The organism is Colwellia sp. MEBiC06753, assembly GCF_053470325.1.
Window position 1 is genome coordinate 1 of sequence record NZ_JBQMTM010000017.1, and the last position, 24,854, is coordinate 24,854.

The following is a 24,854-nucleotide window of genomic DNA, read 5'->3' on the forward strand; positions in this document are numbered from 1 at the left end:
TCGCCTAGCGACAATAGCGTTGTAGAACCACCTGAACCCATGCCGAACTCAGAAGTGAAATGCAACTGCGCCGATGGTAGTGTGGGAGTTCCCATGTGAGAGTAGGACATCGCTAGGCACCTAATATCAAAGCCCGACTCATCTGAGTCGGGCTTTTTGCCGCAAGGCATATAGATTTGTTTAAATATATCTATGTATTTAAATATGTGAGCTGCACATAGTGCGTTAACAATAGCTCTAGACAGTTTTTTGCTGGTGACCATAGTATTGTAGAACCACCTGAACCCATGCCGAACTCAGAAGTGAAATGCAATTACGCCGATGGTAGTGTGGGAGTTCCCATGTGAGAGTAGGAAATTACCAGCATCCATTCCCAAGGCCTAGCTCTCATGCTAGGCTTTTTCTTTTCTGGAATTCAGAACCTTGGATTATACGATGAGTGATTGGCAACCGACTATGAGTTGGGAAACCGCTCAAAGGCGTGCTGAGATTATTAGCGCTATAAGAGCATTTTTTACCGAAAGAAAAGTAATAGAAGTAGAAACACCATTGATGTGCCACGGCACTATAACTGATCTGCATTTAGACGCGATTACGGCGCAGTTTGACTGGGCAGAGCAGGGTTCTGAGCAGTTATATCTACAAACATCGCCTGAATACGCCATGAAGCGCTTGCTTGCTTCTGGTTATCAATCGATTTATCAAATATCAAAAGCTTTTAGAAATGAGCAACAAGGCCATTTGCATAATCCTGAATTTACTATGCTTGAATGGTACCGTTTAGGTTATTCTATGCAGCAATTGATGGAAGAAGTTGCTGAATTGCTTATCCGTGTTCTCGGTTTAACTAAGGTTAATTATTTATCATACCAAGCAGCATTCATTCAATTTACTGAAATAGATCCGCTCAACAGTTCAATAGAGCAATGTCTGACATATATTGAACAACAAGGTAAATCTGAATCTTGGTTAACGCAAATAAATTCGCTTGATACATTATTACAATTTATATTTTGTGAATTCATTGAACCTAAAATTGGAAATGACTCTCCTTGTTTTATCTTTGAATTTCCTGCGAGTCAGGCTTCATTAGCAACAATAAATGAGCGGGACGAAAGGGTTGCTAACCGCTTTGAATGTTACTTTAAAGGTATAGAGCTGGTTAATGGTTTTGAAGAGTTAACTGACGTTACTTTACAGCGACAACGCTTCGAACACGATAATCAACTAAGATGTAGTAATAAGCTACCTGTAAAACCTTTAGACGAACGATTTTTATTGGCGTTAGAAAAAGGTTTGCCGAGTTGCTCGGGCGTTGCGCTAGGAGTAGATAGGTTAGTGATGTTGGCTTTAGCTAAATCTCAGATCAAAGATGTTATTACGTTTGTAACGGCTCAGGCGTAAAAAGCATAATTTTAACTACTAATAGTGTGATATTATCTCTTTTGTGATATAGTATCAAAACTTAATAATATAGGTGGTTAATCGTGCTTGATAGAATTGGAATTGCAGCAACGTCTTTATGTGCATTGCATTGCATTTTGCTACCTATTTTATTGCCAGCGTTACCTTTATTAGGATTAAGTTTTCTATCTGATCATCAGTGGGAGCATACCTTCTTACTTGCTACTGCCGTACTAGGTACAATTGCATTATTTGCTGGCTTCAAGCGTTATCACAAAAAAATATATCCTTTTTATCTACTGTACTTAGGCGTGGGTATTTATTGGATAAAGCATGACTTTTCTGTCGAGCTACAACCATATTTTATCGTCGCTGGTGCCTTACTTATCGTGGCATCGCACTTTATTAATATTAAGTTGTGTAATAGCTGTAAACAATGTGCCGATAGCTGTTCAGCTTAATCAGCACATTTAACGAAACGAGATTCCATTTAGTTACATTTCGAAATCTTTTAATTTGCGAGTTAAGGTATTTCGGCCCCAACCTAATTTCTTTGCGGCTTCTTGCTTGTGACCATTTGTAAAAGCTAAAGCACGATTAAGCATTATTTTTTCAAACTCTGGAGTCGCTTGATCTAAAATCGCGCTTTTACCAGCCGCTAATTGTTCGTCCATCCATTGGCTTAAGAGACTTTGCCAACTTTCAGAGCCTGATTGTTCTACGGCCAAGTTATCACTGAGCTCGGCTGGTAAATCTTCAGGTAGAATTTCTTTACCACTGGCCATGACAGTGAGGAATCGGCAGATATTCTCCAACTGTCTAACATTACCAGGCCAGTTACACTGTCTAAGTTGAATAACTGCATTTTTATGTAGCACTTTCGGCTCAACGCCAAGTTCATCAGCTGCCTGTTTTAAGAAGTGATTTGCAAGTTGTTCAATATCTTCTTTGCGCTCTCTTAGCGCTGGTAACTGAATTCTAATAACATTAAGTCGGTGGAATAAGTCTTCACGAAAGTCTCCACTACGCACTTTCTCTTCCAGATTCTGATGGGTGGCCGCAATAATGCGTACATCGACTTTAATCGGCGAGTGACCGCCAACACGATAAAATTGGCCATCTGCCAATACCCTTAGTAAACGTGTTTGCACGTCTAACGGCATATCGCCAATTTCATCTAAAAATAAAGTGCCGTTATGGGCTTGTTCGAATCGACCTTGGCGGATGGAATTAGCGCCTGTAAAAGCGCCTTTTTCATGACCAAAAAGTTCTGACTCAATTAAGTCTTTTGGAATAGCGGCCATATTCAGCGGAATAAAGGTTTCGTTCGACCTTGGACTATGCATATGTAGAGCATGGGCAACTAATTCTTTACCCGTACCAGACTCGCCATTGATTAATACGCTGATGCTTGACCGTGATAACCGACCAATTGCACGAAACACTTCTTGCATCGCTGGAGCTTCACCAATAATACCGACGGCGTTAGAAGTTGTTTGTTTTTGTTTCGCTTTAGCACTTTGCTCTCTAGCGTGGGTTAACGCGCGGCTGGTTAGTGAAACTGCATCATCAATATCAAATGGCTTTGGCAGATATTCAAAAGCCCCGCCTTGATATGCATTTACCGCACTATCTAAATCTGAATGCGCGGTCATAATAATTACCGGAATTTCAGGATGCTGCTGGCTAATATTATTTAGTAGCGCCATACCATCCATATTGGGCATGCGAATGTCGGACACAATTACTTCGGGTTGCCCATGATCTAAAGCGGTTAATAGGTTATGGGCATTTTCAAATGAAGCACAGCTGATATCGGCACTTTTAAATGCCTTTTCTAACACCCAGCGAATTGAGCTGTCATCGTCTACTATCCATACTTGTTCAGCGTTCATGGCGTTGTCTCTTCGGAAATTGGTAATAAAATAATAAATTCAGTACGCCCTGGGCGACTGTCGCAAGATAACTTGCCTTTATGTTGATGAATCAGGGTTTGAGAAATTGAAAGCCCTAGGCCTGTGCCATTTGAGCGACCAGAAACCATTGGATAGAATAGTGTGTCTTGAATATCTTCAGGTATACCTGGTCCAAAATCGATGATGCTAATCATAATCGAGAGTTTAATGCGTTTACCGTTGATGGTTTGATTACTTGCTACTCTCGTTTTTAAGGTAATTGCACTGTCTGGCTCAATAGCTTGTACCGCGTTATTAACGATATTGAGTATCGCTTGCAGCAATTTATCTGCATCAAACTCAATATCAGGAATTGACGGGTCATAATCCCTCACGATCTTAATGTGCTTTTCATTGTCGAAACTGACAAGTCTGCTCACTTTTTCTAATACCAAGTGAATATTCTGGCTTGCCATATTCGGCAACTGATTAGGCCCTAATAACCGATCAACTAAATTTCTTAAGCGATCGGCCTGTTCGATAATCATGTTGGTATATTCTTGCTGATCAGAATTGAGCTCTTTAGTTAACAGTTGGGCAGCACCGCGTAGTCCACCTAATGGATTTTTTATTTCGTGGGCAAGTCCACGAATTAAATCACGGGCTGATTCCCATTGTTGATGTTGAAAGGCTTCAGCACTGATTTGTTTTTGTTGATCGATTTGTTTGAGTTCAATTAGAAGGTGTTGCGTTTGGCTAAACTCAGCTAAAGAAACTGTAATTTCAGCGGTAAACCTGTGGTCTTCACCTAGTTCAATAGATACATCACCATCACTAAACGCTTGGCCAGAATCAATTACATGAAGTAATCGTTCAGCATCGATAGCGCTGTTTGGAAAAATTTCGGTAATTAAAACGTTATGTAGCTTATTGAAACTTTTAATCAACATCGCTTCGGCGGAAGGGTTTAAATATTGAATAGTTAAATTTTTATCCAATACAATGACCGCAGTAACAAGTTGATTTGCTAACTGCTGTTGAAAAGTCGACTTATTTTCAAATAAATCAGTTTGATTGCCCAACGGGATACTCCGGGTGCACCATTATTGTGCGCGATATCAAAAACTATAAATTCAAACCGGTTTAATTGCACGAAAAACGTTAGTTTACCGAAGCTCTATGCATATAAAAGGTTACTGGCTCTGACGATGCAATAACCTTGCCTTTCTCGTCGAGTAGTTCGATTTTTATTTGATGTTCACCGCGGTCAATATTTCTTAACGCGAACATGGAGTGGTTTTGGGGTTCTTTGTAAGGCTCACCATCAAGGTATAGCTGAACATGGTGGCCTTGTTTGAAGATAGGACGAATACCACCTGATACAAAAACAGAGCCACTGTTGTCTCTAATTGTGGCGTTTGGTTCAGGTTGAGTGATGACAACATCATAATTGTCTTCAATGACTTGAGGTTTGATATCTAAGATAGAGGTATCAACAGAAGGAAGAATGTTATTGCCCTCTTTGACTTTCACTTCTTCGGCATCAGCCCTGGGGCTATCAGAAAATACGAGCACACCATTTTCATCACGCCATACATACACCTTCGCTTGTCCTGCTAATACAGGCGTCGCTAACGTGGCGATAATGATGAAAATAATTAGTTGCTTCATATGTTTACTGCAATAGCTCCTAAAAAGAGGTTAACCATTAATCTAAACAAATTATACATGCTATGCCACAAAAAAAAGCTCACCGAAGTGAGCTTTTTATCATTTTACCGAGTAAATTATTAAAATTTATCGATTAAACGCTGTAGTACATTTGGAACTCAACTGGGTGAGTTGTCATGTTAAGTTTCTCAACTTCTTCACGTTTAAGCGCAACGTATGCATCAATCATATCGTCATCCATAACGCCACCTGCTGTTAAGAATTCACGATCAACTTCAAGTGCATTTAATGCGTCTTCTAGTGAAGTTGCAACTTGTGGAATAGCTGCTGCTTCTTCCGCTGGTAAGTCGTATAAATCTTTATCCATAGCATCGCCAGGGTGGATTTTGTTTTTGATACCGTCAAGGCCAGCCATTAACATTGCAGCGAATGCCAAGTATGGGTTTGATGATGGATCAGGGAAACGTACTTCAATACGACGCGCTTTCGGGCTTGGTACTACTGGAATACGAATTGATGCAGAACGGTTACGTGCTGAGTAAGCAAGCATAACTGGTGCTTCGAAACCAGGAACAAGACGCTTGTATGAGTTAGTTGAAGCGTTAGTGAAAGCGTTTAATGCTTTAGCATGCTTGATGATACCACCAATGTAATAAAGTGCAGTTTCAGATAACCCGCCGTACTTGTCGCCAGAGAATAAGTTAACACCGTCTTTCGCTAAAGATTGGTGGCAGTGCATACCAGTACCGTTGTCACCAACTAATGGCTTAGGCATGAACGTCGCTGTTTTACCGTACGCGTGAGCAACGTTATGTACAACATACTTGTAGATTTGAACTTCATCAGCTTTGGTAACCATAGTGTTGAAACGACAAGCGATTTCGTTTTGGCCAGCAGTAGCAACTTCGTGGTGATGCGCTTCTACAACTAAGCCCATTTCTTCCATTACTAAACACATTGCTGAACGTAAGTCTTGTGAAGAATCTACTGGTGCTACTGGGAAGTAACCACCTTTAATACCAGGACGATGACCTGTGTTGCCGTCTTCGTATGAAGTGTTTGAGTTCCAGTGTGCTTCTTTATCGTCAATTGAGTAGCTTGCGCCGCTCATATCAACTTTGTATTTCACGTCGTCGAATAAGAAAAACTCTGGCTCTGGACCGAATAATACGGTGTCAGCAATACCTGTAGAACGCATGTACTCTTCTGCACGTTTAGCAACAGAACGAGGGTCACGGCTGTAACCTTGCATAGTTGCTGGCTCAAGAATGTCACAACGAATATTTAAAGTAACTTCTTCAGTGAATGGATCTAATACAGCAGTAGCAGCGTCAGGCATAAGAACCATGTCTGATTCATTAATACCTTTCCAGCCAGCAATTGAAGAACCGTCGAACATTTTACCGTCTTCGAAGAAGTCTTCATCGATTTGGTGATGAGGAATAGAAACGTGTTGCTCTTTACCTTTTGAATCAGTGAAACGTAAATCAACGAATTTTACGTCGTTTTCTTTGATCATATCTAAAACTGCTTGTGACATTATTGTCTCCAGTGAAGTTATCTAACAATTCATTAAAATGCAGGGCATTTGCCATGTGCAACCTTAAAGCGAATATCATGCCAATAAGCAAAGCCATAAAAAATGGGACACCTAGCTAATCTGTTAATTTAAAATGCACGGTATTGGTGCGTGATATGTCGATATTGGTGCAAAATTGAGTGTAGAAAACATATTTGCTTTATACCAGTGCAATATTGTTATCGTGCGAAAAATTAATCAATGCTTAGTTAAGTGATTTATTTTCTTTGCTTAACGACTCCTGTATAATTCGCGCCCAATTATAGCCCTATGAGCATACGCCCGTGTTAGATAAATTAAGAAATGTCGCGATAATAGCCCACGTTGACCATGGTAAAACAACTTTGGTTGATAAGTTATTACAGCAATCGGGAACATTAGATTCACGCACTGAAATTGAAGATCGTGTAATGGACTCTAATGATATCGAAAAAGAACGTGGTATCACTATTTTAGCGAAAAATACCGCAATTACTTGGAATGACTACCGCGTAAACATCGTGGATACTCCTGGTCACGCCGATTTCGGTGGTGAAGTAGAGCGTGTTATGTCAATGGTAGACTCAGTACTACTTATTGTTGATGCGCAAGAAGGCCCGATGCCACAAACGCGATTTGTAACACAAAAAGCCTTTGCTCAAGGGTTAAAGCCAATTGTAGTTATCAACAAAATTGACAAGCCAGGTGCTCGCCCTGATTGGGTAATGGATCAAGTATTCGATTTATTCGATAACTTAGGTGCAACTGATGAACAACTAGATTTCCAAGTAGTTTATGCATCAGCAATTAATGGTTGGGCATCGTTGGAAGAAGGTGAAGTTGGCACAGACATGACGCCACTTTTCCAAACTATTGTTGACCAAGTGCCAGCGCCAGATGCCGATCCTGAAGGTGCATTCCAAATGCAAATTTCACAACTTGATTACAGCTCATACTTAGGTGTAATTGGTGTTGGCCGTGTTACACGTGGTTCAGTTAAACCAAATCAACAAGTAACAATTCAAACCGCTGCTGGTCCTGTGCATAACGGCAAAGTAGGTAAAGTATTTGGTTACTTAGGTCTTGAGCGCCATGAAACAGATATCGCACATGCTGGTGATATTATTGCGATCACAGGTTTAGGTGAATTAAAAATCTCAGATACTATCTGTTGTCCATCAGAAGTTGAGCCATTACCGCCGCTTTCTGTTGATGAACCAACCGTTACCATGACTTTCCAAGTAAACACTTCACCATTTGCTGGTCAAGAAGGTAAATACGTGACTTCACGTAATATTCTTGAGCGTTTACAAAAAGAATTGGTACATAACGTAGCATTACGTGTTGAAGAAACTGAAGATCCGGATAAGTTCCGTGTATCAGGCCGTGGTGAATTACACTTAGGTATTTTGATTGAAAATATGCGCCGTGAAGGTTTCGAGTTAGCCGTATCACGTCCTGAAGTAATCATGCGTGAAGTTGATGGCCAGATTGAAGAACCATATGAAACGGTTACCGTTGATGTTGAAGAAGAACATCAAGGTTCGATCATGGAAAAAATGGGCTTACGTAAAGCTGAGCTAACTGATATGGCACCAGATGGTAAAGGCCGTATTCGTATGGACTTCATTATGCCTAGCCGTGGTTTAATTGGTTTCCAAACTGAGTTTATGACGTTAACCTCTGGTTCTGGTTTGATTTACCACACGTTCTTACAGTATGGCCCGCATAAAGGCGGCGAGATTGGTCAGCGCCTTAACGGTGTATTAATTGCCAATGCTCAAGGTAAAGCGCTAACTAACGCTTTATTTAACTTACAAGAACGTGGTCGTTTAATGATCGGTCACGGTGTTGAAGTATACGAAGGTATGGTAATTGGTATCCATAGCCGCGATAACGACTTAACTGTTAATGCGTTAAAAGGTAAGCAATTAACCAACGTTCGTGCTGCTGGTACAGATGATGCGCAAGTATTAACGCCACCAATTAGAATGACGTTAGAGCAAGCTTTAGAATTTATCGATGATGACGAATTAGTAGAAGTTACACCTGAGAATATTCGTATTCGTAAGAAGTGGCTAAAAGAGTCTGATCGTAAGCGTGAGTCGCGTACTAAGAAGTAATTTCTAGTTTGCGATAAAACTTACTAAAAAAGCCGTGCTGTTTATTTACAGTGCGGCTTTTTTGTTAGTGAGGTTTAGAAAGTTGTAGATAGATTAAGGTAATTAGCCTGTAAGAAATATCTTAAACTGTTGTCAGTTAATCCTCATTATTTTGCTATTACGCCATGCCAAAACACTTTTAAGTTAATGTTTTATAATTGCCTTTTTATATTTATTTAATTTTTCCATGTCTACTCAAATTACCTTGTGAATGCTTTTGGCTAGAGAACTTCAGTTTCACTGCTACACTTTAAAGTGTGTTCAATAATAATGGTGGGCTGGGAATGGAAGCAACTAAAGTATCTAGGATGAACATATTGTTCGAAAAAATGCTTGCTGAATCCGCTGATTTATCAGAAACACTAGAATTAGAGTCGTTATATGCTGAATTTATTGATGAAGGGCGAGTTTCACCACAAACTAAGTTAAGTAAACGTCAATTTATTGCACAGAATATAATCCCAAGCTTTCGTGCATTTCATTAGTGATCATTTCATGCTCAGCTTTGATGGCAATCACTACTTTTAAACGTTGTTAATTTTTTAGATGTAAGTTTGATAGTAACTGAACTCACTTTAAACAAGTTCAGTTACTCTGAAATATGTGTGGCTAGTATTAATTGACTTGGGCATCGTTAAGTAATGATAGGAAGTATTCCGACTCTTTAATCGCAACATTCATATCTTTAATTAATGATTCTATATCCGTCTTAATGCTTTTGTATTCACCCTCTAATGCGCCTATAGCTTTAGCATTTAGGTTGTGCTTTAGATAGAGAGTATTATCTTTAAGGGCGGCTAATACAGGTTCCATCTTGCTTTCTGCACGCTTCATTGCTTTTACCAATTTATCGTATTTACGACGAGTATCATTGTATTTAACTTTGCTTTGGCTTTTTAATTTAGCACTTGAATACTGCTCTATTTCATCTAGCCATTCGTCAAATAACGCTTCACCGACATCTTCAATATCGCCAATACGCAATCGCACTTCATGGGCAGCCTCTTCACTGGCTTCGTATTGTGCTTTGGTCGCTTCATATTGATCTTCTAGATCACCACCATCAAACGCGATAAGTGATGACAGTTGCTCAAGAGCGCTGGCAAATTGCTTTTGTGCGTCTTGTTGCGCTTCTTGACCATTTTCTACTTCATCTGCCAATATTTCTCGTTTATGTTTACCAAAGCTTTCCATGGCCGAATAATAAGCTGACTGACATCCTGCCAACATCACAATAGCGAAAATGGTCGTAGTTGCTTGATGCCAGAATTTCATTAGCTTGCCCCACCTTTATATTTTGCTGCATCAACAATGCACCAAATATAGACAATTGGCACTAATATCCAGCCAATAGCGATGTAAACTAATACCCATGAAATGGCCATAGCGATAAAAAAGAACAGTGCTGCCAATATTCTTCCTTGTACTAATTGCCCTAAACCCGGAAGAAAAAAGCTGCAAATTGCCGCAAGTACATTGCCTCCAGAACCTTGTCCTGCCATAGTGATATCCTATTAATTATGTTATATTTTTGTGAACTATATACCGTGTAAGCATAGTACAAAGCTTTGTCGGATAAAACTAAAAATCGGTAATTTTATATGTTGGCCAATTTATACCAAGCGTATCTGCCTAAGCTAAAACTTAGCGCTAAATTTCTCGAACACCTATTGGCGCGTTTAAAAGATGACAACATTCATGTCGTTGCAGGTTACTTGTCTTATGTCACCCTAATGTCATTGGTGCCTATGATTCTAGTGATGTTATCTGTGATGACGGCTTTTCCAATTTTCTCTGATATTCGCACCATTATCGAAAGCTTTGTCTATGAAAATTTCCTACCGGCAGCGGGTGATACCGTACAAACATACTTAACTGGTTTTGTTGCTAATGCCTCTAAAATGTCGGCAATCGCTATTATTTTCTTATTCATGTTTGCGATGTTATTGATTTCTGCCATTGATAATAGCTTAAATAAAATTTGGCGAGTGAATACTAAACGTCGTCTGGTTACTTCATTTTCAATGTATTGGATGGTGTTAACTCTAGGGCCAGTGCTCATCGGTGGTAGTATCGCCGTAACCTCTTATATTGTCTCTTTAGTATCACTTGATGATTATGATACGTGGGGATTGAGTAGTATTTTATTGCGGGCGTTACCTTGGTTTATTTCAATGTTAGCGTTTTTACTGTTGTATTTATTAGTGCCGAATAAAACCGTTAAAGGTAAACATGCATTGGCAGGGGCTGCACTGGCGGCAGTACTATTTGAAATTGCTAAAAAAGGCTTTGCTTTATATATCACCCAAATTCCTTCTTATCAGGCTATTTATGGGGCCTTAGCAGGGATTCCCATCCTATTTTTGTGGGTCTACTTATCTTGGCTAGTGGTGTTATTTGGTGCTTTGTTTACTGCAACTATTGAGTCCTTCATTGCAAGTCGCGCAGACAATAGCAAAGTTGACGAAAACCACTAAACTTAAATAACTTATCTTTAAAGTTATTGCTATGTCGCGCACTTTGTATCCAAAAATTACCCCTTATCGTCAAGAGTGGTTAAAGGTTGATGAACACCATCAGCTTTATCTTGAGCAGTCGGGTAATCCAGATGGTATTCCTGTCATTTATTTGCATGGTGGCCCGGGGGCTGGCTGTAGTGAAAATTATCGCCGTTACTTCAATCCAGAAAAGTATCGGATTATTTTGTTCGATCAACGCGGGTGTGGTCGTTCTAAACCTGCACCAAGCTTAATCAATAATACCTTGTGGGACTTGGTTAACGATCTCGAAAAAATACGACACTTTTTAAAGATTGATAAGTGGTTAATAACCGGAGGCTCTTGGGGAACGACGCTCGCTTTAGCTTATGGCATATCACACCCTGAACAAGTATTTGCCTTTATTTTACGAGGAATCTTTTTAGCAACTGATCAGGAGTTGGATTGGCTTTATCAACCCTCTGGTGCTGCCAAGTTTTTTCCTGAATATTACCAAGAGTTTATAGAGCAATTGCCTGAAGAGCATCAATTGCAGCCAATAACTGGCTATTATCAGCAACTTACTTCTACGAATGAAATTGCCGTGGCCGCTGCCAGCCAAGCTTGGTATTTGTGGGAATTGCGATTATCGTCAATTGAGCATTTTAATATTAGTAAACAGCATATCACCGATAAACACCAAGCCTTGTGTATGGCAATAATTTCCGCCAGATTTTTTGAACATCAATGTGATTTATCCCCTAACTATATACTCGAACAAATTAGTCGTATTGCCCATTTACCAGCAATCATCATTCATGGTCGCTATGATATGGTGTGTCAGGTCAGTAATGCTAATGCTTTGGCTAACGTATGGAATAATGCCCAATTACAAATTTTACCTGGAGCAGGGCATAGCGGATTTGAGACGCAAACAATAGATGCATTTTGCAAAGCCTCAGATACAATGCTGGTTTTTCTTGAGGAATAATCAGCCATATGATCGCTTTAATTCAACGTGTTAGTTACGCCAAGGTAGTGGTTGATGATGAAACTGTCGGCGCTATTGATAAAGGCTTGTTGGTATTGCTGGCAATAGAGCCTGATGATGACCAGAAAAAAGCGACGCGATTGGCAGAGCGTGTTGCTGGCTATCGGGTATTTGAAGATCAACAAGGCAAAATGAATCTGAATGTTAAGCAGGCGCAAGGTGATATTCTGGTAGTGTCGCAATTTACCTTAGCTGCTGATACTAGCAGTGGCATGCGTCCAAGTTTCACGACATCAGCTAGTCCAGAAATAAGCGAACCTTTGTACGAATATTTTACTCAACAATTAAGGTTACGCGGCTTTGAAGCGCCAACAGGTATTTTTGGTGCTGATATGAAAGTATCGTTGCTCAATGATGGCCCAGTTACATTTCGTTTAACAATTTAATAAGCATGGTTTTTATCTTTGGCGAATAAGTGCTTTACTATCAGTTGCTAGGCTTAATTGCTAACACATCGTATTTAAGATTATCGATAATATATTCCGAAGTATGACCGGCAATTCGGTGCAGCAAACCGTTATGCTCTGAGGTGCCCAGTACAACAATGTTGGCGTTAAATTTATCGGCCAACGCTGGCACTTCATCATCAGGCAAGCCACAGGCTAAGTGAATACTAGGGTTACTAACTTTGTAGCTTTCGGCTAACGGCACTAGATGTTGCCAATGTTTTTTTCGTTCACTTAGCGTATGAATATCTAAATTAAAATACATATTAGCAGTTTCATCGAGATAGCAATTCACTACATGTTCCTGACAGTGGAAAAAATCACTAAGTTCAGCGCCGTGTTGGAGAATTTGGTTATTAAGGCTTTGGTGAGTATTGGTTTGATCTTCAGTTTCAACCGCTGCGATAACGTTGCCGTTTACACTCCATGCATTACCATTAACCAGTAACAAAGGGATAGTAGTGTCTCTTAGCAAATGCCAATCTTCACAAGGTAACAAACCTAAATAATTGTAATGTTGGCCATCTCGTTCTTTGATTATTAAGTCATAGCCGACATTTTCGAGTTCTTGCATGATGGCGTGATGCTCGCGCCAACAGAAGATGTGCTTCACCGTTACAGCTTGCCCTTGAGTTGCAGCTAACTGACCTTGAGTGTCGACCTGATCAATCAAAGATTGAGCAGTGTGTTGATAGCCTGTTGAAATCTGATTGAGAAATTTATTATGTATGGTTAACAAGGTTAACTGAGCATGTGACTTTTCAGCCAGTAATAACGCTTTATTAAGAGTGCTTTGGCAACGTTCAGATGTATTGATTATGGTCAAAATATTGCGAAGAGAGTTAATCATTGGTACTTGTCCGTTTGTAGTCCAATTACTCTAAAAGATAGTACAAAGCCCTTTTGCTGGCTAACAATTAGCCTAGTATAAATTCTTCTATCGCAGGGCAGGTTATAGTCGAATATTCTAAGTCTCTTTAACTAACTGAAAGTTATAATTTTTAAGTAAGTATACACAGTGGTGGGCTCTCGGAATTGCCATAAAAATTTTTGAGCTTTTGATATTTGCACAAAAATAAGCGGAACTTTCAACATAAATTTTTACATATAACTAAACAAAATCATCTTTGAAAACAAAGTATGACAAGTTAGAATGATCGTTCATTCTAGTATAATGCAGTGCACACGTAACATTTTCTTGGTGATCTCGGCTATCGTCGGTATTACTGTTTTAAGTGGCTGTGGGGAATCTGAACAATCGCTGGCGCAAACTCATGCAGCGCAAGCGATGCCTGTTGGCGTGATTACGCTAAAAAGTGAGCCAATTACATTGACCAGAGAATTGCCCGGTCGCGTAGTTGCCTCAAAAATTGCTGAAATTCGACCTCAAGTTAACGGTATTGTTCAATCTCGTTTATTTACTGAGGGCAGTGAAGTTGAGAAAGGGCAAACGCTTTATCAAATTGATCCAGCGACTTTCGAAGTACAGGTGCTGACGAGTGAAGCGGCTGTGGCTAAAGCAAATGCAAATATCGCTAGTACTAAGGCTAAATTAACGCGTTATCAGGAATTGGCTGATGTCAACGCAGTTAGTAAGCAAGAGTTTGATGAAACAACAGCAGCTTTTAAGAGTGCTCAAGCTGATTTACTTACCGCGCAGGCGCAACTAAAAACGGCTCAAATCAACTTAAACTACAGCAAAGTGCTGGCGCCTATTAGTGGTCAAATAGGTAAATCTTCAGTAACGGCGGGTGCATTAGTTAGTGCTAACCAACAAAGTGCTTTGGCCACGGTAACACAGCTCGATCCAATCTATGTTGATTTAACTCAGCCAAGTACAGAGTTAACACAAATTAAACAAGCCATCGTTAAGGGTGAATTAACCAAAGACACCAAATTACATTCAGTCGTGGAACTAATTATGGAAGATGGCTCTATGTATGCTCATAAAGGGACCTTAAAATTCTCTGAAGTGACGGTTGAACCGGGCACTGGCTCGGTGACTTTACGCGCACAATTTCCAAACCCTGAAAAACTGTTATTGCCAGGCATGTATGTACGTGCCGTGATTATTGAAGGGGTTAAGTCTAACGCCATATTAGCACCGCAGCGTGGTGTTAGTCGCAATGTGAAAGGCCAACCAACAGCAATGGTTGTTAGCGCAAACAATACAGTGGAGCCACGCGTTCTAAAAGCAGATCGCACAATAGGTAGTCATTGGTTAGTGACCGAAGGGTTGCAAGATGGTGATCAATTGATTGTTGAAGGTTTGCAAAAAATTGGCCCAGGCGCACCTGTAACACCAGTTGCTGCAGAAACCACACTAATATCTCGCCAATAACGGAGCAAAATTATGTCACGATTTTTTATCGACCGACCCATTTTTGCTTGGGTACTGGCTATTGTTGTCATGTTGGCGGGAATATTGGCTATTCGTAGCTTACCCGTTGCACAATATCCATCAATTGCACCACCTGCGATTAGTATCATGGCGAACTATCCGGGGGCATCAGCTAAAACATTAGAAGATGCGGTCACTCAGGTTATTGAGCAAAAAATGAAAGGGCTTGATGGCCTGTTGTATATGTCATCAACCTCGGAATCAAACGGCTCAGCAACTTTAACGTTGACCTTTGATGCTGATCCAGATATTGCTCAAGTTCAAGTGCAGAATAAGTTGTCGCTCGCCACGCCATTGTTGCCGGAAGAAGTTCAACGCCAAGGGGTATCAGTTTCTAAATCTGCTCATAACTTTTTAATGGTTGTTGGCTTTGTATCAGAAGACGGTAGCATGAATAATATCGATATTGGCGACTATGTTTCGTCTAATGTCCAAGATATTATTTCGCGAGTTAATGGTGTCGGCGAAGTACAGTTATTTGGTGCTCAGTATGCTATGCGCATATGGTTAGATCCGGCAAAGCTGGAAAAATATAAGTTAACGCCTAGTGATATTGGTTCGGCGATTCGTGCGCAAAATGCCCAAGTCTCTGCTGGCCAGCTAGGTGCGCTACCTGCTATTTCAGGTCAACAGCTAAATGCGACGGTTACCGCCCAAAGCCGATTACAGACGCCAGAGCAATTTAAAAAGATATTTGTTAAAACCAATACCGACGGCTCTGTTGTGCGCTTATCAGATGTTGCAACGGTTGAACTAGGCGGTGAACAATACGGAGTAATCGCACGCTACAATGGTAAAACTGCGTCGGGTATCGGGATTAAGTTAGCCAGTGGCGCTAATGCACTTGATACTGCAGCGGGCGTTAAAAAAGCGTTGGCTGAACTAGAGCCATTTTTCCCGACTGGCTTAAAAGCCGTGGTGCCATACGACACCACGCCGTTTGTCTCGTTATCAATTGAAAAAGTAGTAAGTACGTTAATCGAAGCAGTTTTTCTTGTGTTCTTAGTAATGTACTTGTTTTTGCAAAACTTTAGAGCCACGCTAATACCAACAATCGCCGTACCGGTCGTATTGTTAGGAACGTTCGCGGTACTTTTTGCCTTTGGTTATTCCATTAATACTTTAACTATGTTTGCCATGGTACTTGCCATAGGTTTATTGGTTGATGATGCTATTGTGGTGGTGGAAAACGTTGAACGTATTATGACTGAAGAGCAGTTATCACCACTTGAAGCAACGCGAAAATCGATGGATGAAATTAAAAGTGCTTTGGTGGGGATTGCCATGGTGCTATCGGCAGTATTTGTCCCTATGGCATTTTTCGCCGGTTCAACAGGGGGTATTTATCGTCAGTTCTCCATTACTTTAGTTACCGCAATGAGCTTATCGGTACTGGTGGCATTAATTTTAACGCCGGCGCTATGTGCCACTATGTTAAAGCCTAGCCACGTCCACAGTAATAGTTCAATCATTGGGCGTTTTTTCAATGGTTTTAACCGAGGCTTTGATCGTACCAATAGTGGCGCGCAAAGCTTTGTGAGTCGAATGATTAACCAGAGTAAGCGCTATTTACTGTGTTACGGGTTAATTGTTGGCGGCATGATTTATATCTTCACACAATTACCTTCGGCATTTTTACCTGATGAAGACCAAGGGCTTTTATTTAACCAAGTCACTTTACCTGCAGGCGCAACTGCTGGCCAAACTTTGGAAGTAGTGAAAAAAATTGAGCACCATTTCCTAGAAGATCAAGGTGAAGCTGTGGGCTCAATTTTTACCGTAACGGGCTTTAGTTTTGCTGGTTCAGGGCAAAATGCCGCCATTGGTTTTGTTAATTTAAAGCACTGGGATCAGCGTCAACGTCCTGATTTATCGGTTAATGCCGTTGCAGGCAAGGCAATGGGCTACTTTATGACAATTAAAAAAGCGTTTGTGTTTGCTTTTGCACCGCCTGCAGTTGTGGAGCTAGGTACTGCTAATGGCTTTAGCTTGTATTTACAAGATAGGGTTGGTTTGGGGCATGATCAATTATTAAATGCTCGCAATATGATGCTTGGTTTAGCGGCACAAAGTCCAGTTCTGGCAGGTGTGCGCCCTAATGGTCAGGAAGATAAACCAGAGCTTAAATTAGATATTGATTTGGCTAAAGCAGAAGCTCTAGGACTCACCCAAGCTGATATTAACAGTACGTTATCTATAGCATGGGGTAGCAGTTATATTAACGACTTTATCGATCGGGGGCGGGTTAAAAAGGTATTTTTACAAGGTACACCAGAGTCTCGGATGTTGCCGGAAGATTTAGCCAAGTGGTATGTTCGCAATAGTGATGAAGAAATGGTGCCATTTACCGCATTTGCTCGTTCATACTGGAGCTATGGTTCACCGCGACTAGAGCGCTACAATGGCTTTGCCGCTATGCAAATTCAAGGGGCGGCTGCACCGGGTTATAGTACCGGTCAAGCAATGGAAGAAATTGAACGTATTGTTCAACAACTTCCTGCTGGTATCGGCTATGAGTGGACAGGTATTTCCTATGAAGAGCGTTTAAGTGGTGGTCAAGCGCCGCTCCTTTATGCGTTATCTTTGTTGGTGGTATTTTTATGTTTAGCAGCGCTTTATGAAAGTTGGTCGGTACCTGCTGCCGTAATGATGATAGTGCCGCTTGGGGTATTTGGTGCCGCCGTTGCTGCCTTGTTGGCAAATCTTTCTAACGATATTTATCTGCAGGTAGGCTTGTTGACCACCATAGGCTTAGCGTCGAAAAATGCGATCTTAATTGTTGAGTTTGCCATGCATAAGCTTGAACAAGGTATGCAACTTAAAGAAGCCGCTATTACTGCCGTTAAATTACGGTTAAGACCTATACTAATGACTTCCATGGCGTTTGTTTGTGGGGTATTACCATTGGCTATTGCTTCTAGTGCCGGTTCTCGCGCGCAAAATGCGCTGGGTATTTCAGTGATCGGCGGTACTTTAGCTTCGTCAATTTTGGCGGTATTATTTGTGCCTTTGTTTTTTGTCATTGTTCGAAAAGCATTTCCCTATAAGCGTAAAGGTGTAGCTGAGGAGTTATAGGTATGAATCAAAAAACTAAGCGCCATGTTGATCCGGCTTTAGCACAGGCTCGACGCGAGCAAGTGCTATGTGCTGCCGCAGAATGCTTTAAACGAAAGGGCTATCATGGCGCGGGTATGGCGGAAATTTCTAAAACCGCTGGCATGAGCGCTGGCCATATCTACAACTATTTTGCGAGTAAAGAGGCGATTATTGAATCGATAGTTGAACGAGATATGCAAGAGCTGTTCTCTATCTTTCAATCGTTTGAAGATCAACCTGGCGACTTAGTGACTATTCTTGTCGATGGCTTAGAGCATGGCGTTGCGCGCCATACTGATTTATGTCAAGGCGCCTTAGATTTGGAAATGTTGGCTGAAGCTGCTCGCAATGAAAAAGTTGCCAGCCTGTTACAAGCATCGGATCGACATGCCAGAGATCGCATGCGCAATTTATTGCTTGGCGAACGCAGTCCAATCAATGGCTCTTTAATTGAAGAGGTCAATGGCCGAATTGATGTAATGTTCGCGATGATAGGCGGGCTGGTGCTTCGCAAAGTATTAAACCCTGAGTTGGATCCGCTGGCATTACTGATGGCGCTAAGGCCCGCCATGAAAACCTTATTGCTGCCTTTTGAATAGTCTTAAACTAAAAGTGCATCAGTGTCCCGCCTAAAGCTTTAGCCAATAAAAAAGCCTTACCGAAGTAAGGCTTGAAATGCTCGCTGTGTGGTCTTGTTTTAACAAGCTTCTTATTAGTTATTTCTTAACTAGCGCGAGCATTTTATAACAAAGCGTTTTTCTCTTTGCAACAAAAACAATACAACTTTAATAGAGCAAATGTACTACGAAAGCTGCGGTAGAATGCGCCAGTTATCGCTATTCTTCGATATTTGCTGTTATCACTTTTTTAGTTATTGATTGTTCTCTCGACATAGATCTAGCGTTGAGCGAATGGTAGAATGCCGCCACTAAAATTGGAGACAGAACATCAATGACAACTTTAAAAAACGATACTTATTTACGCGCATTGTTGCGTGAACCTGTAGACTATACCCCAGTGTGGATGATGCGTCAGGCGGGACGATACCTTCCTGAGTATAAAGAAACGCGTAAAGATGCAGGCGACTTTATGTCGTTATGTCGTAATACTGAGTTGGCAACTGAAGTAACCATTCAGCCGCTTCGTCGTTTTCCATTAGATGCGGCCATTCTGTTTTCTGATATTTTAACAATTCCTGACGCTATGGGCCTTGGGCTTTACTTCGAAACGGGTGAAGGCCCTAAATTTGAACGCCCGATCACCTGTAAAGCTGATGTTGAGAAAATTGGTCACCCAGATCCTGAAGGTGAATTGCAATATGTGATGAATGCTGTGCGTTCAATTCGTAAAGCACTTGATGGTCAAGTACCGCTCATTGGCTTTTCTGGTAGCCCATGGACATTAGCTACATATATGGTGGAAGGCGGCAGTTCAAAAGCCTTTACCAAAATCAAAAAAATGATGTACGCCGAACCGCAAACATTGCATTTATTACTTGATAAGCTGGCTGATTCAGTCATTAGTTATTTGAATGCGCAAATAGCTGCTGGCGCGCAATCAGTGATGGTATTTGATACTTGGGGGGGCGTATTATCACCACGCGACTACAAAGACTTCTCATTGCAATACATGCATAAGATTGTTGATGGTTTAACCCGTTTTAATGATGGTCGCAAAGTGCCGGTAACGCTATTTACCAAGAACGGTGGCATGTGGTTAGAAAGCATTGCGGCAACTGGCTGTGATGGTGTTGGCCTTGACTGGACAATTAACATTGAAGATGCCAAAGCACGTATTGGCGATAAAGTAGCATTGCAAGGCAATATGGATCCATCAATGTTATATGCGCCGAAAGAGCGTATTGAACAAGAAGTGGCGACTATTCTTAAAGGCTTTGGTGAGAGTAATACCGGACATGTATTTAACTTAGGTCACGGTATTCATCCAGATGTTAACCCTGAACATGCGGGTCATTTTATTGAAGCAGTGCATCGTTTAAGTAAGCCGTACCACGCGAAATAACCGCTTACGTTAATCGCAAACGGCGATAAAAAGACACTAAAATAAAACGAAATAACACATAAAAAAGGCGCTAATCTAGCGCCTTTTTTGTAGTTAACCAGCAGTGAAATAATCGTTAATAACTCAAAGGTTATTTAACGAAGTAACCACTTACTTATATTAAATGCCGTAATCTTCGCGGTACTGTTTGATGCTGGCAAGCGCTTGTGCTTGGTCGCCTTTTTCTTCAAGATAAGTAATTAAATCCGCTAAGGTCACAATTGAGATAACTTTAGTGCCGAAATCACGTTCAACTTCCTGAATCGCAGATAATTCACCTTTGCCTTTTTCTTGACGGTCAAGAGCAATTAACACGCCTGATAACTCTGCGCCATTAGCCTTAATAATTTCCATCGATTCACGAATTGCAGTGCCAGCCGTGATCACATCATCAACTAGCATTACTTTGCCTTCTAGCGGTGAGCCTACTAAGTTACCGCCTTCACCGTGAGTTTTTGCTTCTTTACGGTTAAAGCAATATGGCATGTCCATATTATGGTGATCGGCTAGTGCAACTGCAGTAGTGGTCGCAATTGGGATGCCTTTGTACGCTGGGCCAAATAACAAATCAAAATCAATGCCGCTATCAGCAAGCGCTGCGGCATAATAACGACCTAAACGGGCTAAATCGCCACCGGTATTAAATAAGCCGGCGTTAAAAAAATATGGGCTAGTGCGTCCTGATTTTAGCGTGAACTCGCCAAAACGTAATACTTGCTTGCTTAGAGCAAACTCAATAAATTCGCGTTGATAATCTTTCACAATATTTACCTTTAATTACCAGTGTTTGATTTAGCTTAATGCCGCTTTTTGAATATCAAATAACTCATTGATGCTGTGTTTGGCTAGTTGCATCATTTCTTGCATTTCTTCAAAGCTAAATGGTTCTTCTTCTGCAGTACCTTGCACTTCAATAAGTTTACCGGTTTCAGTCATTACTACATTCATGTCTGTTTCAGCGGCCGAATCTTCTAAATATTCTAGATCAGAAATAGGGGTGCCTTTGTAAACACCTACTGAAACTGCTGCGATCATATGCTTTAACGGATTGGTTTTTATAATGTCTTTGGTGCGCATAAAGTTAAGGGCATCAACTAATGCCACACAAGCGCCCGTAATTGAAGCCGTTCGAGTACCGCCATCGGCTTGAATAACATCACAATCAACAGTAATGGTATTTTCACCTAGTGCTTGTAAATCAACGGCAGCACGCAATGAGCGGGCAATTAAACGAGAGATTTCTAAAGTGCGACCACTTTGCTTGCCACTGGCTGCTTCACGGCGCATGCGAGTGTGAGTTGAACGAGGCAACATGCCGTATTCAGCGGTGATCCAACCTTTTCCTTGTCCTTTTAGAAAACGAGGAACACCTTCCTCAACTGTAGCGGTACAAATGACTTTGGTTTCGCCAAACTCAATTAAAATAGAGCCTTCAGCATGTGCTGTGAATTGGCGAGTAATGGTAACTGGACGAATTTGTCCCGGAGTTCTGCCACTTGGACGCATAGTTATTCCTCGAAAACACTAAAAAATTGCTGGGCATTATAAAGGGTTGGCGGGCAATTTGACATAATGACGCAGCAAAGTTTTTGAAATATAGTGTTAAAGATACAGGTCATGTTATTAATCCAATAGTTAAGTGCTGCTAGGAAAATTGATGCATTCATTATTAATCGTATTTTTCACCGTTATTTCATTACTTTGGGCTGTTGATAGTAAAGCAAACTCTGCCGAGCTGCCGCTATATAGCCTAGTATATGATGAAAGCCGTAACCCCTTTCAAGATGCCCGTGACGCGCTTTCGTTAGCGAAACAAACGAATCGCCATGTGTTGATTGAAATAGGCGGTAACTGGTGTACTTGGTGTCATAAAATGGATGCATTTCTCGAAGAAAATCCCGCTATTTATCAACAACTGCATCAAACATTTGTAGTGCTTAAAGTGAATGTTAGTGACGACAATGAAAATGCTGATTTTATGCAAGGTTTACCGCCCGTATTAGGTTACCCACATATGTATGTCTCTAATAAGAATGGCAAAATGTTGTTGTCAAAAGATACGGCTGAGCTACAAGAAAACGGCCAATACCACATTGGTAATTGGCTGAGCTTTCTCGCGCCCTGGCAAGCGGCTAATAAAGCAGCGCCAGAATATGCCAGTACGCCAATAAATCGCCAGAATGCTTATTCTCAAACTGCTAGTGTTGAAAATGATACTCACCGTGCTAGCCCGCAAGGAAATTAGTAATGTCTTTTTTTGACGATCATTATCAAACACCGCGTTGGTATCAAAAAAAAATGTCTCGCCGTACGGCATTAAAAGCGGCAGCAGGTGCCAGTTTAATTGGCGGCTTGCCAAAGGCATTGGCAAAAGTACAAAGTGAAAATGATAAGGCTCAGTTTGAGCAAATGCTTCGCACAGATCCTTGGCAAACCTTAGATGCGGTATTGCAGCAACTGTTACCTGAAAGTGAATCAGGACCAAGTGCCAAAGCAATTCAAGCAACCGAATACTTGTATAACGTTGTTCAGTATCAGCCAATTGACCCTGATGAAAAAGTATTTATTGTCAAAGGCGTTACTTGGCTAAATGGTTATAGCCAAAGCGAATTAAAGCGCTCTTTTGTTGACCTTAGCCCCGCTGAAAAGCAACAAGTACTGAAGTCGATCAGTGGCTCTCAAGCGGGTCATAATTGGATTAATACTTTACTCAATTATATTTTCGAAGCCATGCTGTCGCCGCCTGCTTATGGCGGCAATCCTAATGGTATAGGCTGGCAGTGGTTGGAACATCAACCTGGCTTTCCTTTACCCAACCAAGGTTCGCGCTATTATGAACTGCTTGGCAGCTATAAATCTTCAGCGAAAAGTCAGTTAGTTGAGGACAAAACCAAATCATGAATGTTGATATTTGCATTGTTGGCAGTGGTGCCGGCGCATCGCCAGTGGCTTATACGTTGGCCAAAGCTGGTGCTAAGGTATTGGTGCTTGAAAAAGGACCTTGGTTAACGGAAAAAGAGTTCTTTAAAGACGAACTGGCGATTAGTTTACGCGATGCCTATAACCCAAAACTTACCGATGAGCAGCATGTTATAGAAGAACAGTACCAGCGCGATGATGGCACTAGCTATTGGCAAGGCGAGCCGACCAGTGAAACAGGCTGGAGCTTTTGGAACGGCAATGTTGTCGGCGGTTCATCTAACTTTATGAGTGGCTATTTCCATCGGTTAAAGCCGGTAGACTTTAAATTAAAAGCTACGTTTGGCGCGATTAATGGCGCAAATGTTGAAGACTGGCCAATAAGTTATGATGAATTAGAACCGTTTTATACGCAAGTGGATGAACTAATTGGTGTTTCTGGCAAGGTTATTGAGCATCCACAGCAAGAACCGCGTTCGAAAGACTTTCCTTATCCGCCGATTGCCGAGCACCCCGTTTCAAGCTGGATAGACGACGCAGCAAGGTTGCTTGGCTACCATCCTCTTCCTGTTCCTCGTGCGGTATTATCAAGACCAGCCATGGGTAGAAGCAGTTGTGAATATTCCGGTTATTGCAGTAGTTATGGATGCTCGTCTGGCGCTAAAGGCAGTGGCAGGGCGGCACTACTTAATCATGCTGTTGCCACGGGCAATTTAACCATTAAGCCGGAATCAAAAGTTTATCGCATTGCAACGGATGATAACGGCAAAATTACTGGCGTGAATTTTTACGATAAACATGGCCGTAAACATCAGGTTTCGGCGTCATATTATGTCGTTGCCTGTCAGGCGGTGGAAACTTCTCGACTATTGCTAACATCGACAGGGAAAAAGTTTCCAAACGGTTTGGCTAACAATAGTGGTCAGGTTGGAAAGAACTTAGTGTTTAGTGCTGGCGGCACTGGACATGGCGATTTCTTTTTTGATGATTTAACTGACCAACAAGTGGCGGAGTTGCGTCAAGTAGGACCATTTATTAATCGTGCTTTGCAAGATTGGTATCAGATTGACGACAAAAACTTTGCTGGCGCCAATGCCGAAGGTAAAGCCAAAGGCGGCACTATCGACTTTTTATTTCATCAAAACCCTATTGCTCGGGCTATGGGCAGTCAATATGACGGTGACGGCGAGCTAGTATGGGGTGAAGCCTTGCAGCAAAATCTTAAGCAAGAATTTACCACTTATAAAACCCTGCGCTTTGAAGTGTTTAATGATTGGCTACCTAACGATGACTGTTTTGTCAGTCTAGATGAAAACGTTACCGATAAATGGGGCGATCCAGTGGCAAAAGTGCGCATTGGCGCGCACCCTCATGACCTGCAAGTAGGCGAATATTTAGCGAAAAAAGCTGAAACCGTACTCACCGCTTTAGGAGCGAAAAATGTTCATTCGTCAGTGAGTAGTTATCCGCCCACGAATTTAATGGCGGGCGGTTGCCGCTTTGGGGATGATCCAAACACTTCTGTTTTAAATAAATATTGCCAAGCACATGAGGTCGATAATTTATTTGTTACTGATGGCTCGTTTATGCCAACAGGTGGCAGTGTGCCTTACACCTACACTATCTATGCCAATGCGTTTCGGGTGGCTGAACATATTAAACAGCGTTGGTTGGGCAGCAACAAAGCCAGTTAATTAATCACCAAGTACAAAT

The 24,854-nt window shown here is 41.3% G+C and carries 23 protein-coding genes and 2 rRNA genes; 16 read left to right on the top strand and 9 right to left on the bottom strand.

Annotated features, from left to right (window positions below):
* The first annotated feature begins 3 nt into the window (after positions 1 to 3).
* The 4 genes from rrf (ACOB82_RS13425) to ACOB82_RS13440 all read left to right on the top strand — a co-directional run bounded on the left by rrf (ACOB82_RS13425) (position 4) and on the right by ACOB82_RS13440 (position 1,865).
* Positions 4 to 118 (top strand): 5S ribosomal RNA (gene rrf, locus ACOB82_RS13425).
* A 133-nt stretch (positions 119 to 251) separates the two neighbouring features.
* Positions 252 to 366, top strand: a 5S ribosomal RNA gene (rrf, locus tag ACOB82_RS13430).
* A 69-nt stretch (positions 367 to 435) separates the two neighbouring features.
* Positions 436 to 1,404: an elongation factor P--(R)-beta-lysine ligase gene (epmA, locus tag ACOB82_RS13435; protein ID WP_448213484.1), complete on the top strand. Its 969-nt coding sequence runs from the start codon at positions 436 to 438 to the stop codon at positions 1,402 to 1,404.
* An 83-nt stretch (positions 1,405 to 1,487) separates the two neighbouring features.
* Complete coding sequence (locus ACOB82_RS13440) at positions 1,488 to 1,865, top strand: MerC domain-containing protein (RefSeq protein WP_448213485.1); 378 nt, start codon at positions 1,488 to 1,490, stop codon at positions 1,863 to 1,865.
* Between the two features lie 33 nt (positions 1,866 to 1,898).
* On the opposite strand, the gene glnG is transcribed toward ACOB82_RS13440, so the two are convergent.
* From glnG to glnA, 4 genes are all read right to left on the bottom strand, one after another.
* Positions 1,899 to 3,299: a nitrogen regulation protein NR(I) gene (glnG, locus tag ACOB82_RS13445; protein ID WP_448213486.1), complete on the bottom strand. Its 1,401-nt coding sequence runs from the start codon at positions 3,297 to 3,299 to the stop codon at positions 1,899 to 1,901.
* Positions 3,296 to 4,381, bottom strand: coding sequence for a nitrogen regulation protein NR(II) (gene glnL, locus ACOB82_RS13450; protein WP_448213487.1), 1,086 nt, complete (start codon positions 4,379 to 4,381; stop codon positions 3,296 to 3,298). The genes glnG and glnL overlap by 4 nt, the downstream gene beginning before the upstream one ends.
* A gap of 79 nt (positions 4,382 to 4,460) precedes the next feature.
* On the bottom strand, positions 4,461 to 4,970 hold the full coding sequence (locus ACOB82_RS13455; RefSeq protein ID WP_448213488.1) for a DUF4124 domain-containing protein: 510 nt from the start codon (positions 4,968 to 4,970) through the stop codon (positions 4,461 to 4,463).
* Positions 4,971 to 5,103: 133 nt separating this feature from the next.
* Entirely contained in the window at positions 5,104 to 6,510 is a 1,407-nt protein-coding gene (gene glnA, locus ACOB82_RS13460; protein ID WP_448213489.1) for a glutamate--ammonia ligase, read from the bottom strand.
* 323 nt (positions 6,511 to 6,833) lie between these two features.
* Between glnA and typA the strand changes: the two genes are divergently transcribed.
* On the top strand, positions 6,834 to 8,651 hold the full coding sequence (gene typA, locus ACOB82_RS13465) for a translational GTPase TypA (protein WP_448213490.1): 1,818 nt from the start codon (positions 6,834 to 6,836) through the stop codon (positions 8,649 to 8,651).
* Positions 8,652 to 8,998: 347 nt separating this feature from the next.
* The gene (locus tag ACOB82_RS13470) at positions 8,999 to 9,175 is read left to right on the top strand and encodes a hypothetical protein (RefSeq protein ID WP_448213491.1); all 177 of its coding nucleotides are present in this window, start codon (positions 8,999 to 9,001) and stop codon (positions 9,173 to 9,175) included.
* A gap of 130 nt (positions 9,176 to 9,305) precedes the next feature.
* Here the strand turns inward: ACOB82_RS13470 and ACOB82_RS13475 are convergent, their stop codons facing one another.
* Together ACOB82_RS13475 and ACOB82_RS13480 are read right to left on the bottom strand one after the other, a co-directional pair.
* A complete protein-coding gene (locus tag ACOB82_RS13475; RefSeq protein ID WP_448213492.1) occupies positions 9,306 to 9,965 on the bottom strand; it encodes a DUF2959 domain-containing protein in 660 nt (219 codons plus the stop codon).
* A complete protein-coding gene (locus ACOB82_RS13480; protein WP_448213493.1) occupies positions 9,965 to 10,192 on the bottom strand; it encodes a hypothetical protein in 228 nt (75 codons plus the stop codon). The genes ACOB82_RS13475 and ACOB82_RS13480 overlap by 1 nt, the downstream gene beginning before the upstream one ends.
* 99 nt (positions 10,193 to 10,291) lie before the next feature.
* On the opposite strand from ACOB82_RS13480, the gene ACOB82_RS13485 reads away from it, so the two are divergent.
* The 3 genes from ACOB82_RS13485 to dtd are packed head-to-tail and all read left to right on the top strand — an operon-like array spanning position 10,292 to position 12,604.
* Positions 10,292 to 11,167: a virulence factor BrkB family protein gene (locus ACOB82_RS13485; protein WP_448213494.1), complete on the top strand. Its 876-nt coding sequence runs from the start codon at positions 10,292 to 10,294 to the stop codon at positions 11,165 to 11,167.
* Positions 11,168 to 11,198: 31 nt separating this feature from the next.
* On the top strand, positions 11,199 to 12,158 hold the full coding sequence (gene pip / locus ACOB82_RS13490) for a prolyl aminopeptidase (RefSeq protein WP_448213495.1): 960 nt from the start codon (positions 11,199 to 11,201) through the stop codon (positions 12,156 to 12,158).
* An 8-nt stretch (positions 12,159 to 12,166) separates the two neighbouring features.
* Positions 12,167 to 12,604: a D-aminoacyl-tRNA deacylase gene (gene dtd, locus ACOB82_RS13495; protein WP_448213496.1), complete on the top strand. Its 438-nt coding sequence runs from the start codon at positions 12,167 to 12,169 to the stop codon at positions 12,602 to 12,604.
* A gap of 40 nt (positions 12,605 to 12,644) precedes the next feature.
* Here dtd and ACOB82_RS13500 read toward each other — a convergent pair whose 3' ends face one another.
* A complete protein-coding gene (locus ACOB82_RS13500) occupies positions 12,645 to 13,514 on the bottom strand; it encodes a universal stress protein (protein ID WP_448213497.1) in 870 nt (289 codons plus the stop codon).
* 324 nt (positions 13,515 to 13,838) lie between these two features.
* On the opposite strand from ACOB82_RS13500, the gene ACOB82_RS13505 reads away from it, so the two are divergent.
* The 4 genes from ACOB82_RS13505 to hemE all read left to right on the top strand — a co-directional run bounded on the left by ACOB82_RS13505 (position 13,839) and on the right by hemE (position 20,183).
* Positions 13,839 to 15,005 carry an efflux RND transporter periplasmic adaptor subunit gene (locus ACOB82_RS13505; protein ID WP_448213579.1) on the top strand — a complete coding sequence of 389 codons (1,167 nt, stop codon included), beginning with the start codon at positions 13,839 to 13,841 and terminating at the stop codon, positions 15,003 to 15,005.
* Positions 15,006 to 15,017: 12 nt separating this feature from the next.
* Positions 15,018 to 18,140 carry an efflux RND transporter permease subunit gene (locus ACOB82_RS13510; RefSeq protein WP_448213498.1) on the top strand — a complete coding sequence of 1,041 codons (3,123 nt, stop codon included), beginning with the start codon at positions 15,018 to 15,020 and terminating at the stop codon, positions 18,138 to 18,140.
* Between the two features lie 2 nt (positions 18,141 to 18,142).
* A complete protein-coding gene (locus ACOB82_RS13515; RefSeq protein WP_448213499.1) occupies positions 18,143 to 18,760 on the top strand; it encodes a TetR/AcrR family transcriptional regulator in 618 nt (205 codons plus the stop codon).
* Positions 18,761 to 19,112: 352 nt separating this feature from the next.
* Positions 19,113 to 20,183: a uroporphyrinogen decarboxylase gene (hemE, locus tag ACOB82_RS13520; RefSeq protein ID WP_448213500.1), complete on the top strand. Its 1,071-nt coding sequence runs from the start codon at positions 19,113 to 19,115 to the stop codon at positions 20,181 to 20,183.
* Positions 20,184 to 20,342: 159 nt separating this feature from the next.
* Here the strand turns inward: hemE and pyrE are convergent, their stop codons facing one another.
* Both pyrE and rph read right to left on the bottom strand, forming a co-directional pair.
* The gene (gene pyrE, locus ACOB82_RS13525; protein ID WP_448213501.1) at positions 20,343 to 20,984 is read right to left on the bottom strand and encodes an orotate phosphoribosyltransferase; all 642 of its coding nucleotides are present in this window, start codon (positions 20,982 to 20,984) and stop codon (positions 20,343 to 20,345) included.
* A gap of 30 nt (positions 20,985 to 21,014) precedes the next feature.
* Positions 21,015 to 21,728, bottom strand: a complete 714-nt coding sequence (gene rph / locus ACOB82_RS13530; RefSeq protein WP_448213502.1) for a ribonuclease PH — start codon at positions 21,726 to 21,728, stop codon at positions 21,015 to 21,017.
* A 151-nt stretch (positions 21,729 to 21,879) separates the two neighbouring features.
* Here rph and ACOB82_RS13535 point away from each other — a divergent pair, with 151 nt between their 5' ends.
* The 3 genes from ACOB82_RS13535 to ACOB82_RS13545 are packed head-to-tail and all read left to right on the top strand — an operon-like array spanning position 21,880 to position 24,835.
* A complete protein-coding gene (locus ACOB82_RS13535) occupies positions 21,880 to 22,467 on the top strand; it encodes a DUF255 domain-containing protein (RefSeq protein WP_448213503.1) in 588 nt (195 codons plus the stop codon).
* A gap of 2 nt (positions 22,468 to 22,469) precedes the next feature.
* Positions 22,470 to 23,123: a gluconate 2-dehydrogenase subunit 3 family protein gene (locus ACOB82_RS13540; RefSeq protein WP_448213504.1), complete on the top strand. Its 654-nt coding sequence runs from the start codon at positions 22,470 to 22,472 to the stop codon at positions 23,121 to 23,123.
* A complete protein-coding gene (locus ACOB82_RS13545; protein WP_448213505.1) occupies positions 23,120 to 24,835 on the top strand; it encodes a GMC family oxidoreductase in 1,716 nt (571 codons plus the stop codon). Before ACOB82_RS13540 ends, ACOB82_RS13545 begins: the two co-directional genes overlap by 4 nt.
* The last annotated feature ends 19 nt before the right edge of the window (positions 24,836 to 24,854 follow it).